Below are 16465 nucleotides of genomic sequence, written 5' to 3' on the forward strand. Positions count from 1 at the left end.
TTACACATTCGACCAGCCTATTCGAGTGGAACAGCTGGCGCAGGAAGCAGGAATGAGCTTTTCCTCCTTCTACAGTTATTTTAAGGAGGTCACGGGCATGAGTCCGATTCAGTATCAGAAGCAGCTCCGGCTTCAGGAAGCACGCCGGCTGCTTTTTACAGAAGAACTAAATGCTGCAGAGGTTTCGTTCCAGGTTGGATATGAAAGTCCCTCCCATTTTAACCGGGAATACGCCCGTAAGTTCGGTTTACCGCCAGGGCAGGATCTTCGACGTCTGCGTGAAGCCTTTATATTAATATCGCATTTTATCGCAATGTAACTCTCCAATTAGTTTAACACCAGATTAAGAAAGTGTCACGATCGTTGATTTTGTAATAGAATAAGCCCTTTTATTTTGAAAAAAAGGTTGATCAAAATAAGAGGGCTACGTTTTTCTATATAATTCATTTTTATAACAAAGTTTGATTACAATTTTTTATAAACACTACATCTTTTTTTGTAGTATAAGCTAACAAGAAAGATACTTTCTTTATAAGAATAATATAGCTACCGGATTATCGACTAGATACCTAGCAAGCAAAAACTATCATTATCAATGCATAATTAAAAAGTAAATTTAGCGAAAAGGGAATAAGATGTAAAGAAACTTTAAAAGTTTACTGGTATACCGTTTAATTAAATATCACAAGTTTTGATAATTTGAGTTATAGCTTGGTCAATTGATTTATAACTTATTCCGTCTCTTGCTTGTGTAGAAATTCCATACATAAAAGCTTCTATCAACGTGCACAAAACATCCGCCTTTACCTCTCTAGTTATCTCGCCGTTTTCTTGCCCTCTTATTATACATTCTTCTAAATTCAACCGCACTAAAGAACGTTCTTTAAAGACAAGATCACGTACATGGTTATTTTTTTCTGAACAAACATTTGCTGATAATACCAACATACAACCAGTAGGATGGCTAGAATCTGTCTGCATTTTGGCTGTCTGTCTTAAAGCTTTTTCTATTGCTACTTTAGATTTAATCGACGTGTCAGCTAAACAATCAGTCACTTTACCGTAAGAAGTGTTATATCGATCAATAACTTCTTTGAACAGGTTCTCTTTAGAACCAAACGCTGCATAAAAACTTGCAGATGATATACCCATCGCTTCTTTTAGCTGTGCAAGAGACGTAGAATCAAAACCTTGCTCCCAATATAAAACCATCGCTTTTGAAATTGCTAATTCTTTGTCAAATACACGTGGTCGTCCTGTTCGAGCCATACGCGCACCTCCTTGAATACTTACTTACATACTAATCGATCCATAAAGAACGGTTTATGGATTATCTTGTCTCTCAATTTTCCCTTAAGTTCCTTTGACTAATTTTGAAAATGTTGTTGACTATTCAGTTGAACTGTATTACGATATTATTAAGTTGAACTATATAGTTGAACTGAATAGGGGGGTGAGGATATGAAACATAAATTATTACCGTTGTCTGAAACCATGCATTATATTTTATTAGCTCTGCGTGAGCCACTCCATGGCTATGCCGTAATGCAGAAGATAGAAAAGATAAGTAACGGTACTGTTATCTTGGCAGCTGGTACATTATACGGTGCAATTGAAAACTTGAATAAGCATGGTTGGATCAAACCCGTTGGAGAGTCAGGTCGGAGAAAAGTTTATATGATAACTGCGGAAGGAAGCACCATTTTGAAAATGGAACAAAACAGGTTATTGCATATTTTATCCTTGTACGAAGGAAGTGAATCGAATGAAGAAATTTAAGATGTTTTTTGATATTGAAAAGGAGGAGCAGTGGCTGAACGAGCAATTACAAAAAGGCTATCGCTGTACAAATATTAGTGGATTAGGAATATACACGTTCGAAAAAACCGACAAGAGATATGTGATGCGACTGGATTATCAAGATTATTTATCAAAGAAAAAATTCAAAAATTACAAGGGGTTATATGAAGACTTCGGTTGGATTTATATAAATGGCCCTTGGCTTGGTGGAATTCGATATTGGCAAAAAAGAAGATGATGATCAAAATGAAATCTTTTCGGATCGCCAATCAAAGAGTAATTATTATAAAAGATTAATGGATTATTCATTCATGTTGGGTATGCTGTGTTTGTTTTTTTCTTATTTGCTTTACAAGGATTCAGGTTTATATTTAACTAATGGTCTTTGGAGTATGAAGGGTGCATTATTTTGGATAGCATTTTTATTTGAGACTCCATTTGTTCTTTTGAGGTCGCTTCCCGCACTTATGGTTATTCTTTTTGGCAGCAGTTTCTATAAAGCTTATAGAAAGTATTCAATGTTAAAAGAAAAATAAAAAAATGAGGGAATTTAAAGATGCACTTTTCTAAAAAGAAACCTTTCTTATTGGCTGTGCTTTGTCTCATGATTGTTGTATCAGGGTGCAGTAATAATGATAAAGTGTTTGATGAAGTAGAAAATATATTTCGTCTGTCAAAAAGATTAATATTCCGGATGATGTAAGAATAATTGGCTTGGGAGAGGCAACACATGGGAATTTAGAACTTCAGAAGTTGAAAAAAGATGTGTTTGAGCATTAATTAAAAATGAACATGTCCGTGTGTTTGTAATAGAAGGGGATTTTGGAGGCGGACAGGAAATTAATCAGTTCATTTTAAATATCATGAGCAAGTTCAAGCAGTCAAATTCCTATCCGATGAAGTATTAACGGATCTTATTCATGGCGAAAAAAGACATCTTGAATCGTTGTCGAGGTGGAATGGAAAGAAACGGATCCATTGATTGTAATTCTTGTAGAGCCGAATAGTTACGTTCAAACAATTTCAATAATAGATTGTTTAAATACTTCAACTTACTTTATAAAAAACTAGATATGCCAATTATCCCAATTGCAATTTTTAGCTATGAGGACAACTGGGAAAAAGATGAGTTTAATGCAATTTTCAGATTTAAATGTGTTGAACTTTCAATATTTGACGTTGCATTAACGGAAAGCAAAATTTGCATAAGTTCATTAAGAAAGACAATCCTGTATCTGTAGCATTGCTAAGCAAAATGGGTTATTCAGAGGATGAGTGGGTGCAAGTCAAGCTACAGTTCATGCGCATACTAATGCGTTTGAAACTAAATGAAGCAGAACACCGACTTTTGTATGCGTTCGTTGAAACGTATTTAAAATTAACTGGGGAAGAGGAGGTTTTCGCGCTAGGAAGCAAGTAATCACAAAAATGCAGAGGAAATATTGGAAATCCCAATTTCGTATGAAGAGCGGGGGAAGGAAAAAGGTCATGAAGAAGGACTACAAAAAGGATTGGAAAAGGGAAAACAGAAAGTTGTCTTGGAACTGTTAAAAGAAGGAGTGGATACGATTTCAAAAACAACAGAGCTAAATTTTGATGAAATCGAAAAAATGAAACAACAAATTTAATCCACTCCAGTACAGAAGAGTTCTACCTCATTTCAATCCGAGAAAGTGGTCGATTCCAATATATCCTTGATCGTTTAGGCGGCTGTAAGTTTGTTTGGGGCCCCATTAGCGCAAATTTCAAGATATTTTAAGATGTGTCGTTGTACCATGACCGAACATCCCATCACTTAATGATCACGTCCAGTTCGCAACCCAAGTAACGCTGATACAGTAAAATTATCTCTCAAGGTTTACTTCATCCATTTATTCTCCCTGCCCCTCATCTTTCTATCTGTTTTTCCAATCGTTCTATTTCTTCCAAACTTAGCTTTGTTGCCTCTATTATCAGTTCAATATCTATTCCTTTCTTCAACAATTCCAATGCAACTTCCTTTTTTCCGCGCTCTAATCCTTCTTTTAATCCTTCTTTTAAACCTTCTTTTAAACCTTGTTCTAATCCTTTCTTCTTCCCTCTTTCCTCATACGAGATAGGAATTTCTAAAATCTCATCTGCATCCTCAAATCGTCTTGCTTCTTCCATTAATTTATTCTCCCTGCCCCTCATCTTTCTAACTGTTTTTTCAATTGTTCTATTTCTTCCAAATTTAGCTTTGTTGCCTCTTTTATTAGTTCAATATCTATTCCTTTCTTCAACAATTCCAATGCAACTTCCTTTTTTCCGCGCTCTAATCCTTCTTTTAAACCTTCTTTTAAACCTTGTTCTAATCCTTGTTCTAAACCTTCTTTTAATCCTTGTTCTATTCCTTGTTCTAATCCTTTCTTCTTCCCTCTTTCCTCATACGAGATAGGAATTTCTAAAATCTCATCTGCATCCTCAAATCGTCTTGCTTCTTCCATTAATTTTCCCTCCTCTTCATCCGTTAATTTTAAGTATGACTCAAAAAAACCGTACACCAATCGCTCTTTTGCAGGATCAAGTTGCAGACGAACGAGCATCCGTAAAAATTCAATCTTTACTTGAACCCGTTCCTCCTTAGAAAAACCCATCTTACTTAGCAATGCCGCCACGACCGGGTTATCCTTATTAATATATTCTCTCCATTTTTGTTTCCTTAAATGCAGTGCAAAATAATTGAACTTTAAAATATCCTGATTATTAAAATGAATATTAAATTCACTCTCGTCCCAGCTGTCTTCATAGCTGTAAACAGCAATTGGGATAATCGGTTTACGAAATTTATGATATAACAAACTGAAATATTGAAACATCCGTTCATTGAAATATGTTTGTACTGTGCTTTGAGGTTCGATATGTGCAACTATGAACGACTCCGTTTCTTTTATTCTTGCTTGCACAAGGATATCAAGTCTCCTCACATCTCCATTTATTAAATCTGTAAAAAACTCTTCGGATAACTGTATGGTTGATTGAAAGTCAATTTGTTCATGGATTTCTGGAAAAAATGCATCCAAAAACTCTTCGAAAAAAGTGTGAATTAATTGTTTAAATAATTGATCATGCTTCGTATATTGTGGCGAATTTTCTTTTGCTAAAAACTCATTCTTTAAAATATTCTCATTTGGAAAAATTATTACACTCATTATAACACACCCTAAACAAGTAATGGATGCATATCTAGATGAAGATCTACTTCTATTATACAACAAAATATAAATAAGAACAAGTGTTTCTTTAGGTTTTAAAGTTGTTCAAGAAATGATTGATCATGCTGGAATCGATAAGTATGTTAAAAATTAACTACGCTTATTGTTATCAAGCTTTTATATACGCTCAGTTGAAATAAATGTTGAACTGTTCTTCAAATGGGTAAAGCAGCATTTAGTCGTCAAAAAGTTTTACGGTAAAAGCCAAATGCTGTATTTAATCAGATTTATCTCGCGATGACAGCATTCTGTTTAAACATACTCACGAAAAATGACCTAGGATATAAAGGAAACCTACTGGAAATGATGAATTGGGTAACCGACTATTGGTTCAAAGAAACTTACAACCTTTATCTCCGAGTTATTCAAGAAGCCAGACCAATCCTACCAAGGGGCGACGGCGAATTTAACATTAACGTATCTTTGAAGAGACCTTAGCACAATATGAAGTGGGAGATGTTTCGCATTTGGATGATCTAACCTACGATCCTATCATTTGAATAACTATAAAAAAACGGAAAAGGGCTGCCTTTACGTCTCATTGTCCTTTTTTAAAAATAGAAATAAAACGATATCTGAATATTCCGTTAACAAAATGATTGTGCTAATATAAGTGTTGGATAAGTTAGGAAATTTTTTATGCAACGTTACTGATATAAAATAAAAGAATCAAGGAATGCGAGTAGGTTAAAATTGTTTTTTCTAATAGGGAGAAAAAGGTTTTTGGATATGTTTTGTAGTGGCAAAACTGCTTTTTACTGTTTTGACGCGGTCGTTGCGATTCCTTATGATAGTTAAAAAGGAGTGGATTATTTTCATTAGAGATCGAAAGAAGCCGATACCACTACAAAAGTTAGATGCTTCAATTCCAAGACTAGCTGTTAATGCTGATAAACTATCGTACTTGCGCATGGAAGCTGCCAAAATGCAAAAAGGGTATAATGGTGAGCGGAAATTGGATTATCATCTGCGGAGTTTACCAGATACGTTTGCTGTGTTGAACGATGTCACGCTTACAATTTTTGGCAAGAAATTTCAAATTGATTCCCTTATCATCAGTGCATACGCTATCTACACCCCCGAAGTGAAAAGCTTTGAAGGAACTGTTACGTTCAATACGCTACTCAGACAATTTATTCAGAACAGTGGCAAAAAATTGCAAGGATACAAATATCCAATTTCCCAGGTTGAGACAATCCATTTTCATTTATTGCGGTGGCTACAGCAACGAGGGCTCGCAGGTCTTCCTATCTATCATTTCATAGCTTTTTCCGAACAAAGCACGATCATAAATGTGCAAGGAGATGAGAGGGCGTTAAGTAACGTCGTTTCTTATGTGGACGAAATTCCGGTGCGTGTGATGAAGAAGGATGCAGAAGTTGCAAAGGAGAGCGCTTCGAACAATAACTTGAAAAATCGTGTGATCAGCACAATTATGCGCGAGTGTGAAGAGTTTGATTATGATATTTTTGAGAGATTTGGCTTCAGTTTGAGTGACATCCAGCCTGGTGTCCACTGTCCTGAGTGTGGGAAACTGGGAATGGTACGGTCGCATGGGAAATGGCATTGCCTAGGATGCGGTGCTTATTCGAAAGATGCGCATAAAAAGGCGCTTTATGATTACTCATTACTTTTTTCACCGAAGATTACGAATGAAGAATGCAGGAAGTTTTTATTATTAAAATCTAGATTCATAGCACGAAAAATGTTACAAGACTCACATTTTTCTTTAAAAAACAGGTCTAAAGTATGGATAAACAAAAATCAATTGAAAAACTTAATTTAGAGTAGCGCATTTCTCTCAGATTTGGCACATGTTTCGTGAAACAGGCACATTGTTCTCGATTTTGGCACATCTTTCGTGAAACAGGCACATTCCTCTAGGATTTGGCACATCTTTCGTGAAACAGGCACATTTCTCTCAGATTTGGCACATATTTCGTAAAACAGGCACATTGTTCTCGATTTTGGCACATCTTTCGTAAAACAGGCACATTCCTTCAGGATTTGGCACATGTTTTGTAAAACAGGCACATTCTTCTCGATTTTGGCACATCTTTCGTAAAACAGGCACATTGTTCTCGATTTTGGCACATCTTTCGTGAAACAGGCACATTCCTTCAGGATTTGGCACATGTTTTGTAAAATAGGCACATTCCTCTCAGATTTGGCACATCTTTCGTAAAACAGGCACATTCCTTCAGGGTTTGGCACATGTTTCATAAAACAGGCACATTTCTCTCAGATTTGGCACATCTTTCGTGAAACAGGCGCATTCTTTCAGGATTTGGCACATCTTTCGTAAAACAGGCACATTCTTTCAGGATTTGGCGCATGTTTTGTAAAACAGGCACATTTCTCTCAGATTTGGCACATCATTCGTGAAACGGGCACATTCTTTCAGGGTTTGGCGCATCTTTCCGAAAAAATTGGTGAATTGTTCAATTTCACAACGAATTTTAATCATATAAAAAAGGACTTCTTTCCAAAGAAGTCCTTCCCTACGCTACTTTATGCTTTTTTGACTGTAATTGTCCAAGCGGCGGTGTCGGTTTGTTCGAAGTTGGTGACTTCGTGTCCGGATTCTGCTGCCCAGCGTGGGATGCTTTCGGTTGCTTGGGTGCAGTCGAATTCGATGACGAGTTTATCGCCGCTATTAATTTCTTCGATACCTTTTTTCGCTTCTACTAATGGGAATGGGCAAACTTGGCCCATCACTTCTAATTTTTTCTGCATGATCAAAAACCTCCTTTTAAATTATGCGGTAACAGCTTCTTTAGCAACGGCACCTTTTTTCTTCGTTTGTGGACGGATAAATACGAAATATGATGCCGTCCAAGTGCCGAGCATTATAAATAGTAAGGATACCCAACCTTGCCATGTCATCATCGCAGTCATCACAAGACCATTTCCGATTGAACATCCACCAGCGAGGCTTGCGCCGAATCCCATTAAGTTTCCACCTAGAAAACTTGTCATTCCTGTTTTGGCATCAGGCATTCTGAAGCGGAATTCGCGGCTTCCTTTTGCGGCGAGATAAGATCCAAGTAAAATTCCTAGCACTAAAAAGACGCCCCAATTAATAAAAGACATATCCCCACTGATTGCAAATTGCAAGATGTTCGCAGATGGCGCAGTAATCCCAAGACCAAACATTCTCCCCGTTGCAGCGCTGAGCGGCCAAGCAAGGATGGCGATCAACCCAACAAGAACGGCTGTTACAAAAGGATGCCATCTTTTTTCAAATAAAATATGCGCAAGACCAGTACGGCGCGGTTTCATGGACGGAATTGCTACTTTTGGCTTTTTCATTTCTTTATAAACGACAAAACCGACGATGGAAACAAATAAAATGATTAAAACACCGACCGGTATTCCTGTACTTTCCGCAATGGAATTTGTTGGTGCTTCCACTTTTTTAAGTGAAGCATCCACCGGAGCCAACACGCCAGTTCTCATGACTGCGCTCATAAACATATAGCCAAAAAGGGCGATCCAACTCCCAAGTAACCCTTCACCAGCACGATACCACGTCCCAGTCGCACATCCACCGGCAAAAATTATTCCAATTCCAAAGAGGAAAGAACCAATTATGACTGCGAGCCACGAAAAACTTCCCGCGAAAAACTCAATTACCCCAAAGTGTATAAGCGAAAAAACGCCAACACTTTGGACGGCAATGGCTACCAAAAGTGCATAAAACATACGATTATCTTTAGCGATATACATATCGCGAAATCCACCAGTTAAACAAAAGCGACCTCTCTGCATCACAAAACCTAGAAGTCCTCCACATAAAAGTCCAGTTAAAATCATGTAGACCATTTTATATAAATCACTCTTTTTATTCATAGTAACTTGATAAGAATTATAAGGTAAGAAGTGAATTATGTCAACACTAAAAAGAAGGTAAAAAACTCTTTAATTTTCTCGTAAACTTCGATAAAATATTGCTAGACTCTACAATAGGGGATGACATATTGAGAAAAATTTCTATAATTCTAGCAACACTTTTCCTCCTCGTTCCTGCGACAATCAATGCGCAAAAGGCGGAAACTGCATATACCGATTATTCGATTACGCTTGAAGAAGCGGTTGACATACAACTTAATAAGGCATCGAATCCAATTACCGATATTTACCGCAATGACCCGGCATATATAGCGACGAACGATGTCAAATTCACTGGACCAAATGAAATTAATGCACTAACCGTAAACATACGAACAGAACCTACGTTAGATTCGAAAGTTGCGTTTCAATTTATAAAAACAACGCCCGTTAATATTAATAAAGTCGTACAAGGAGACGAGTATGAAGATAGCCCACTTTGGTATGAAATTTACTATAAAACGGATACATATTATATTCATTCAAATCTAGTAGATGTACAGCAAATCAAAACTGCTAGAGACACAAATATTCACGCAGGTCCTAGCAAAAATAACCACGAATATGGTACCATCCAAAAAGGGGAGACACTCACAATTGCCAACCTCGATGTGAATTGGATAGAAGTTTTTTTCGATGGCTGGCGCAGACCGAAGCCGGGTGACATTAAAAAGATCCTCGATCCAAACGATGAGGAAAATATATTCCAACATATTCGGCTTGATGAATCAATCGGTGTCACGGAAGAAGACTTGAACCTTGTTCTTGAAGATCGGGGAATCTTGGAAGGTCGTGCACAAGCATTTATTGACGGAGGCAAAAAACACGGCCTCAATGAAGCATATTTGATCGCCCATGCACTGCATGAAACAGGGCAAGGCACATCCGAGCTTGCAAATGGGATTGAAGTTGGGTTAAACAAGAAAGGCAAGCCAACGGTCGTCACGCCTAAAAACGAAAAAAAATTGAAGGAAATTAAAACGACTTACAATATGTATGGCATCGGCGCAGCAGACAGTTGCCCGCTCAAATGTGGTGCCATAACCGCATATGAAAATAAATGGTTCACCCCGGAAAAAGCGATTGAAGAAGGTGCCGAGTGGATCGGAAAAGACTACATTTACAATGAATTTGAACAAAACACGCTCTACAAAATGAAATGGAATCCGAAAATGGGTGAGGGCTATTACTGGAAACAATACGCCACCGACATCGGCTGGGCGGAAAAACAGACAAAGCAAATAAAAGAAATTTATGAGCAGCTGAAAAATCCAACCTATCATTATGATATACCTGCATATAAGGAAGGATAGGCGGCACTATCAGGAAGTCCCATTTGGCAACTTTAAGCTGAATGGGTTTATTTTGGCAGATAAGAAATCAGCATAGCCTAGCATTCGCAGAAGCCACCAGCTATCATGAAAAAGGTTTGTTTTCATACAAAAGTATAAATCCTTTCTTACTGCTCTCTGACTAAAAGCGCGACCTCCTGGGACTGGGATGCGCTTACTCGTCCCATCGAAGAGCATTTGCACTTTCGTTCGTCCCACCGAAAAGCGTTTGTCTCAGGCGCCAGTACTAGCACGTTCTGTGCGTCGTAAGCGTAACTAAGGCATTCACCGTTAGGCTTGGCGAATGCCGAGTTTTCTAATTAATCCGCCTCATTTTTCTAACTGCTTCTGCAACTTTTTTATTTCATCTAAACTTAGTTTAGTTGCTTCCACTATCAGATCAATGTCTAATCCTTTCTTCAACAATTCCAAAGCAACCTCTTTCTTACCACGCTCTAATCCTTCTTCCAAACCTTTTTTCTTACCTCGCTCCTCATAAGATATAGGGATTTCTAAAATTTCATCCGCTTCATCTAAGCGTCTCGCTTCATCCATAAATCTTTCCTCCTCCCCTTTCATCATTTAGATTTAAAATCCGCCTCATTTTTCTAATTGCTTCTGCAACTTTTTTATTTCATCTAAACTTAGTTTAGTTGCCTCCATAATCAGATAAATATCTAATCCTTTTTTCAACAGTTTCAATGCAACTTCTTTCTTACCACGCTCTAATCCTTCTTCCAAGCCTTTTTTCTTACCTCGCTCCTCATAAGATATAGGGATTTCTAAAATTTCATCCGCTTCATCTAATCGTCTCGCTTCTTCCATAAATCTTTCCTCCTCTTCATCATTCAAACTTAAATATGACTCAAAAAATCCGTACAACAATCGCTGTTTTGCAGGATCGACTCGCAAACGGACAAGCATCCGTAAAAATTCAATTTTAACTTGAATGCGCTCCTCCTCAGAATACCCCATCTTACTAAGTAGGGCCGCTGCGGCTGGGTTATCTTTCTTAATATATTCTCGCCAATTTTGTTTCCTTAAATGCAGTGCAAAATAATTGAACTTTAAAATATTTTTATCTAAAAAATGAATATTAAATTGACTTAAGTCCCAGTTTTCTTTATAACTATAAACAGCAATTGGGATAATTGGTTTACGGAATTTATGATATAACAAACTGAAATATTGAAACATCCGTTCATGAAAATTGGTTTGCACGGAGCTTTGGGGTTCAATATGAATAATGATAAGCGACTCTTCTGCTATTATTCTAGCTTGGACAATAATATCAAGGCGTCTTACATCACCGTCTATTAAGTCAGTAAAAAATTCTTCGGATAATTGCACAGTGGATTGAAAGTCGATTTGTTTATGTATCTCCGGAAAAAATGCTTCCAAAAACTCTTCGAAAAAAGTGTGAATTAGTTGTTTGAACAATTGATCATGTTTTGTATATTGTGAGGAACTTTCCCTAACCAAATTCGGGAAAATTGATATGCTCATTATAACACACCCTAAATAAGTAATGGATGAGTATCATGATGAAGATCTATTTTAAGTATACACCAAAACCGGAATACGAACAAGTGTTTTATTTATTTTTTTAAAAAAATTACTCCAGTAATGTTTTTATATCCCACGGAGAAATGGATTTTATGCCATAGTTACGTAACTCTCCCACTAGAGGTAACCTCACGTCCGGCATCTCCTTCACGCCTCATAGGTAATATCACCCCTATCACCAGACTTTAATCCTACATCCACTCTGTCAACAACTAATCCCTTTTATTCATCTTTTGATCCGACAAAATAAACCGACAGTTTTAGACAACATCATCTATTTTTATTTGCTAGTTTATCAATAAGGATAGAAAGCGACGAAAAATAGTAATATAACGATAAGTATACTAGCGATTAATTAAAAATTTACTAGATTACTGGAGATGATCCGTCAAAATGTGGAGAAAGTTGCTAAAAATAATCAACCAACTCGTAACAACCTTATTAACTATTACACTTCTAATCACTTTATTTCTCGTTATCTCATCAAAAATCACTGGAAAAGATGCGAATCTATTTGGCTATCAAATAAAAACTGTCCTTTCAGGTTCAATGGAGCCCGAGATGGAAACAGGGTCGATCATTTTTATAGAAACTGAGGGAGATACAACCCAATTTCAAGAAAATGATGTGATTACCTTTTTAACAGAAGAAAACACAACGGTTACGCACCGGATTACGGAAGTGATTGAGGGTGGGGAGCAATACATGACAAAAGGGGATGCGAATGAAGCTGTCGATCCCCAACCGGTGTTTGCTGAAAATATAGTCGGAACATATACAGGGATTTCCATTCCGTATGCCGGATACGTACTTAGTTTCGCCACTTCCAAGCAAGGGGCAGCTCTACTATTAATCGTTCCCGGAATTCTTTTACTCATCAACTCATTCATTATTATTTGGCGAGTGGTCCAATACGTGCAAAATGATAAACAAAAAAATATAAAGGAGGTGAACCTCTAGAAGTATTTTTTAATTTATAGGGGGGACAAATTTTTCAATGAACATCAAACAGCGAATCACTTTTATTTTTGCCATTTTCACCGTAGCTGCACTTCTAAGCGGTTTTTCATCAGTCGATGAAGGTGTTTCAACGCAAAGGATAACAACCGGTGACTTCAAAGCAGATATTAAAATAATGCAAGGTGCCGTTGAAAGGGCAGCCGCAAGTGGTGATATTAGAAACGAAGCAACCACAAGGAACTTACAACTACAGCTAACGACAATTGATTTTTATCTCGATCAGGGAAATACAGGTAAGGCACTACAACAACTGCGTCAATACGAAGTACTGCTCGAGCATCATCAATATAGCGGAAATATCGAAAGAACGAGAGGAATAATGATTCGTAAAATAACTAGAGTCTTGGCTTGGGATTGGGAAACAATCCTCGAAAATCAATGATTATGAAAAGAAGAAAGGAATGGAGAAATGAATATAAAAAAACAAGTAACAATCGGAATGATGTCTGCAGTACTTGGAATCTTGTTAATAGCCGGAGGAACATTCGCGTTCTTTAGTGACAGTGAAACAAGTAATAATACATTCGCTGCCGGAACATTAGACCTTGAGATGAAACCGACCGCCTTAATCGATCTTGACAATATGAAACCAGGCGACAGCATGATTCGCGACTTCGAGCTACATAATAATGGCACACTTGATATGAGTAAAGTAACGTTAGACACAGATTATAACGTCATTGACGCAAATGGTGACAACACCGAAGACTTCGGTGCACATATCCAAGTCGAATTTTTATACAACGTCAACAATTTCGATGAAGTGATCTATGAAACAACCTTAGCCGAATTAAAAAATATGTCACCAGAAGCAGTTAGCAAAAATATTTTCTATCCAGAACTAGGAGATGAAGGCCTACCAGCTGGAGAAACACATGATCTGATCGTCAAATTCGTCTTTCTCGATAACGGCGCCGACCAAAACCAATTCCAAGGCGATGCCCTCGAACTCGCATGGACATTCACCGCATACCAAAAAGACGGAGAACAAAAATAATCGGAAAACTCTAGCGTCCGCTAGAGTTTTTTCATTCATTTCTCTCTCCAAAGATGTGCCGATCCCACCAAAGATGTGCTGAAATGTCATAAGATGTGCCGCTTCTACCAAAGATGTGCTGAAATCTCATAAAATGTGCCGCTTCTGCCAAAGATGTGCCGAAATCCAATAAAATGTGCCGATTCTACCAAAGATGTGCCGAAATCCAATAAAATGTGCCAATTCCACCCAAAGATGTGCCGAAATCTCATAAGATGTGCCGCTCCCACCAAAGATGTGCTGAAATCTCATAAGATGTGCCGCTTCCGCCAAAGATGTGCTGAAATCTCATAAGATGTGCCGCTTCCGCCAAAGATGTGCCGAAATCTCATAAGATGTGCCGATTCCACTAAAGATGTGCTGAAATGTCATAAGATGTGCCGCTTCCGCCAAAGATGTGCCGAAATCCAATAAAATGTGCCGATTCTACCAAAGATGTGCCGAAATCCAATAAAATGTGCCGATTCTACCAAAGATGTGCTGAAATCTCATAAAATGTGCCGCTTCTGCCAAAGATGTGCCAAAATCTCATAAAATGTGCCAATTCCACCAAAGATGTGCTGAACTCCAATAAGATGTGCTGTTTCCACCCAAAGATGTGCTGAAATCTCATAAGATGTGCCGCTTCCGCCAAAGATGTGCCGAAATCCAATAAAATGTGCCAATTCCACCCAAAGATGTGCTGAAATCTCATAAGATGTGCCGCTTCCGCCAAAGATGTGCCGAAATCTCATAAGATGTGCCGATTCCGCCAAAGATGTGCCGAAATCTCATAAGATGTGCCGTTTCCGCCAAATATGTGCTGAAAACCTATAAAATGTGCCGCTTCCACCAAATATGTGCCGAAATCTCATAAGATGTGCCACCCTCGCCAAAGATGTGCCAATATCAATAGTCCCACTCAACAAAAAAGGATCAGAGCCTAACCAGACCCCAATCCTTCCTCAACTCCTCAATCCTCACTAGAAAACTCTTACTTCGGAATTTCCACTGTAAAAGGTTCAAATTCAATCGGCTCAATCAAATCACCTTTAAACTCCAACTCTTTCTCCTCGCCGTCTTCACCAATTTCAACTCCTCCGCCACCAGAAGGAACAACCACATAAGGAGTGATCGTCAATTCTGTTACACCGTCATCGATCGGATCAAACTGCTTCCGACTCGTATACACAATCCGACCATCAACCAATTCCCCAGTTACGCCGCCTGAGAGACCTTCAATTTCATTTCCGTCCTGATCTTCCATCAAAAACTCAATATTTCCACCGCGACTCAAATCAAAATCCGTCTCATCCTCCACGCTTTCATAAACGACACTCACCCCTGTCTGGCTCACCGCCAGCTCCGTCACCGAAAGCTCAACCCCGTCAACAGACTGAGTATGATCCACAGGAATCACCGCAACATCAGAAATTTTCTCAATAGGAGTGGAGAAGTACCACGTCTTCCCGTCCTCCCCATGCAAGATTAATCCAAGTTCAAATTCATCCGGCATTTCCTCAGTAACATTTATTTCCTGAATCGCAGTCCGAGTAGTTGCAGACAAAATTTCTTCCCCGTAACTCCCAGTTGATCCACTAGGTAAATCTCCATCGATCGTAAAATCCATTCCCGCACCAAAATAAAATTCCCCAAGTTCCTCCTCCGATTCAATGTAAAGCCCAATCGATATATTATTTTGATCATATAAAATTTCATCAAGCGTAACGGAAATTCCGTCAACCGTTTGTGTTTCCCCAACAGCCGTCGTTAACCCACTTTTTTGTGCTTCCCGCAAACTGATCAGATCAGAATTCCCAAAAACAGAACCGATAATCGGAATTTGCGATAAACTGCTCGCTAAAGTAGGAGAAAAATAAGACGAACCTACTAATATTACAAAAACAGCCGCCACACTACCCAACGCATAAATGATCTTCTTTCCATAACGCTTCCTGACACGACGCGACCCCATAACAGAATTCTCATCTTGAGCCCGAGCCACTCCCGCACGAATCGCCGCCCGCACCTGATCTTCCGGAAACTCATGTGACTTTTTCATGTAATTGATAACTCCTTTCCAACTCAGATTTTAATTTTTTCCGCGCTCTCCGCAAATACGTTTTCACCGTACCAACCGGCTTCTCCATCACTACAGCAATATCCTTAATTGACAAATCATGATAGTAAAATAAAATGATCGCCGTTTGATAAGAATCATTTAGCCTCGACAAAGCCTCACCTAAATGAAATGACTCTATCTCCTCATCTTGCTTCTGATCCAATTTCCGAAGCAATTCATTCTCCTCATAAGGAATAGTCCGATCTCGTTCCCGTAACAACCGATAACACTCTCGTATCAAAATCCGAAACAACCAAGTCGAAAAATACTCCGGCTGCCGCAACTGCCCGACCGCCAAAAACGCCTTATACGCCGTCTCCTGAATCGCATCCAACGCATCTTCCTTCCGACCAACATAAGACAGCGCCTTATAATAAAGCATTCTCTCTTCCAAAATCAGCAACTCCTCAAAAGCCTGAGCGTCTCCCTTCATCGCCCGTTTCACCGTATGTAGATCATGTTTCACCAAATCATCCCTCCCTTCACT

Annotated in this window: 19 protein-coding genes and 1 pseudogene; 10 read left to right on the forward strand and 10 right to left on the reverse strand. The window is 38.5% G+C overall.

Going from position 1 to position 16465, the window contains the following annotated elements:
• The first annotated feature begins 52 nt into the window (after positions 1 to 52).
• A complete protein-coding gene (locus SPD89_RS03185; RefSeq protein WP_336260564.1) occupies positions 53 to 319 on the forward strand; it encodes a helix-turn-helix transcriptional regulator in 267 nt (88 codons plus the stop codon).
• Between the two features lie 356 nt (positions 320 to 675).
• Here SPD89_RS03185 and SPD89_RS03190 read toward each other — a convergent pair whose 3' ends face one another.
• Positions 676 to 1269, reverse strand: a complete 594-nt coding sequence (locus SPD89_RS03190) for a TetR/AcrR family transcriptional regulator (RefSeq protein WP_336260517.1) — start codon at positions 1267 to 1269, stop codon at positions 676 to 678.
• Between the two features lie 192 nt (positions 1270 to 1461).
• Here SPD89_RS03190 and SPD89_RS03195 point away from each other — a divergent pair, with 192 nt between their 5' ends.
• The 4 genes and pseudogenes from SPD89_RS03195 (at position 1462) to SPD89_RS03210 (ending at position 3428) form a co-directional block, all read left to right on the forward strand.
• Positions 1462 to 1779 (forward strand): PadR family transcriptional regulator, encoded by a 318-nt coding sequence (locus SPD89_RS03195; RefSeq protein ID WP_336260518.1) that lies wholly within the window; start codon positions 1462 to 1464, stop codon positions 1777 to 1779.
• Positions 1766 to 2336: pseudogene (locus SPD89_RS03200) on the forward strand (DUF2812 domain-containing protein). The gene SPD89_RS03195 and the pseudogene SPD89_RS03200 overlap by 14 nt, the downstream one beginning before the upstream one ends.
• A 665-nt stretch (positions 2337 to 3001) precedes the next feature.
• On the forward strand, positions 3002 to 3220 hold the full coding sequence (locus tag SPD89_RS03205; protein ID WP_336260519.1) for a hypothetical protein: 219 nt from the start codon (positions 3002 to 3004) through the stop codon (positions 3218 to 3220).
• Positions 3221 to 3242: 22 nt separating this feature from the next.
• Positions 3243 to 3428, forward strand: a complete 186-nt coding sequence (locus SPD89_RS03210) for a transposase (RefSeq protein WP_336260520.1) — start codon at positions 3243 to 3245, stop codon at positions 3426 to 3428.
• A 259-nt stretch (positions 3429 to 3687) separates the two neighbouring features.
• On the opposite strand, the gene SPD89_RS03215 is transcribed toward SPD89_RS03210, so the two are convergent.
• Complete coding sequence (locus tag SPD89_RS03215) at positions 3688 to 3948, reverse strand: transposase (RefSeq protein WP_336260521.1); 261 nt, start codon at positions 3946 to 3948, stop codon at positions 3688 to 3690.
• 20 nt (positions 3949 to 3968) lie between these two features.
• Entirely contained in the window at positions 3969 to 4970 is a 1002-nt protein-coding gene (locus SPD89_RS03220; RefSeq protein WP_336260522.1) for an Rpn family recombination-promoting nuclease/putative transposase, read from the reverse strand.
• Between the two features lie 850 nt (positions 4971 to 5820).
• Between SPD89_RS03220 and SPD89_RS03230 the strand changes: the two genes are divergently transcribed.
• The gene (locus SPD89_RS03230) at positions 5821 to 6819 is read left to right on the forward strand and encodes a nuclease-related domain-containing protein (RefSeq protein WP_336260523.1); all 999 of its coding nucleotides are present in this window, start codon (positions 5821 to 5823) and stop codon (positions 6817 to 6819) included.
• 725 nt (positions 6820 to 7544) lie between these two features.
• Here the strand turns inward: SPD89_RS03230 and SPD89_RS03235 are convergent.
• Both SPD89_RS03235 and SPD89_RS03240 read right to left on the reverse strand, forming a co-directional pair.
• On the reverse strand, positions 7545 to 7769 hold the full coding sequence (locus tag SPD89_RS03235) for a sulfurtransferase TusA family protein (RefSeq protein ID WP_336260524.1): 225 nt from the start codon (positions 7767 to 7769) through the stop codon (positions 7545 to 7547).
• Positions 7770 to 7790: 21 nt separating this feature from the next.
• Positions 7791 to 8858, reverse strand: a complete 1068-nt coding sequence (locus SPD89_RS03240) for a YeeE/YedE family protein (RefSeq protein WP_336260525.1) — start codon at positions 8856 to 8858, stop codon at positions 7791 to 7793.
• 155 nt (positions 8859 to 9013) lie between these two features.
• On the opposite strand from SPD89_RS03240, the gene SPD89_RS03245 reads away from it, so the two are divergent.
• Entirely contained in the window at positions 9014 to 10237 is a 1224-nt protein-coding gene (locus tag SPD89_RS03245; protein WP_336260526.1) for an N-acetylglucosaminidase, read from the forward strand.
• 348 nt (positions 10238 to 10585) lie between these two features.
• Here SPD89_RS03245 and SPD89_RS03250 read toward each other — a convergent pair whose 3' ends face one another.
• Together SPD89_RS03250 and SPD89_RS03255 are read right to left on the reverse strand one after the other, a co-directional pair.
• Entirely contained in the window at positions 10586 to 10810 is a 225-nt protein-coding gene (locus SPD89_RS03250; RefSeq protein WP_336260527.1) for a hypothetical protein, read from the reverse strand.
• A 45-nt stretch (positions 10811 to 10855) separates the two neighbouring features.
• Complete coding sequence (locus SPD89_RS03255) at positions 10856 to 11761, reverse strand: Rpn family recombination-promoting nuclease/putative transposase (RefSeq protein WP_336260528.1); 906 nt, start codon at positions 11759 to 11761, stop codon at positions 10856 to 10858.
• Between the two features lie 453 nt (positions 11762 to 12214).
• Here SPD89_RS03255 and sipW point away from each other — a divergent pair, with 453 nt between their 5' ends.
• The 3 genes from sipW to SPD89_RS03270 are packed head-to-tail and all read left to right on the forward strand — an operon-like array spanning position 12215 to position 13838.
• Positions 12215 to 12781 carry a signal peptidase I SipW gene (sipW, locus tag SPD89_RS03260; RefSeq protein ID WP_336260529.1) on the forward strand — a complete coding sequence of 189 codons (567 nt, stop codon included), beginning with the start codon at positions 12215 to 12217 and terminating at the stop codon, positions 12779 to 12781.
• Between the two features lie 37 nt (positions 12782 to 12818).
• Positions 12819 to 13223 carry an FIMAH domain-containing protein gene (locus SPD89_RS03265; protein WP_336260530.1) on the forward strand — a complete coding sequence of 135 codons (405 nt, stop codon included), beginning with the start codon at positions 12819 to 12821 and terminating at the stop codon, positions 13221 to 13223.
• A gap of 27 nt (positions 13224 to 13250) precedes the next feature.
• Positions 13251 to 13838, forward strand: a complete 588-nt coding sequence (locus tag SPD89_RS03270) for a CalY family protein (RefSeq protein ID WP_336260531.1) — start codon at positions 13251 to 13253, stop codon at positions 13836 to 13838.
• A gap of 527 nt (positions 13839 to 14365) precedes the next feature.
• Here SPD89_RS03270 and SPD89_RS03275 read toward each other — a convergent pair.
• From SPD89_RS03275 to SPD89_RS03285, 3 genes are all read right to left on the reverse strand, one after another.
• Positions 14366 to 14611, reverse strand: coding sequence for a hypothetical protein (locus SPD89_RS03275; RefSeq protein ID WP_336260532.1), 246 nt, complete (start codon positions 14609 to 14611; stop codon positions 14366 to 14368).
• Positions 14612 to 14850: 239 nt separating this feature from the next.
• Complete coding sequence (locus SPD89_RS03280) at positions 14851 to 15918, reverse strand: DUF4179 domain-containing protein (protein WP_336260533.1); 1068 nt, start codon at positions 15916 to 15918, stop codon at positions 14851 to 14853.
• Complete coding sequence (locus tag SPD89_RS03285; RefSeq protein ID WP_336260534.1) at positions 15902 to 16444, reverse strand: sigma-70 family RNA polymerase sigma factor; 543 nt, start codon at positions 16442 to 16444, stop codon at positions 15902 to 15904. Before SPD89_RS03285 ends, SPD89_RS03280 begins: the two co-directional genes overlap by 17 nt.
• Positions 16445 to 16465 lie beyond the last annotated feature (21 nt).

The sequence above is a fragment of the Pseudogracilibacillus sp. SO30301A genome, from assembly GCF_037072025.1.
GTDB lineage: Bacteria > Bacillota > Bacilli > Bacillales > Amphibacillaceae > Pseudogracilibacillus.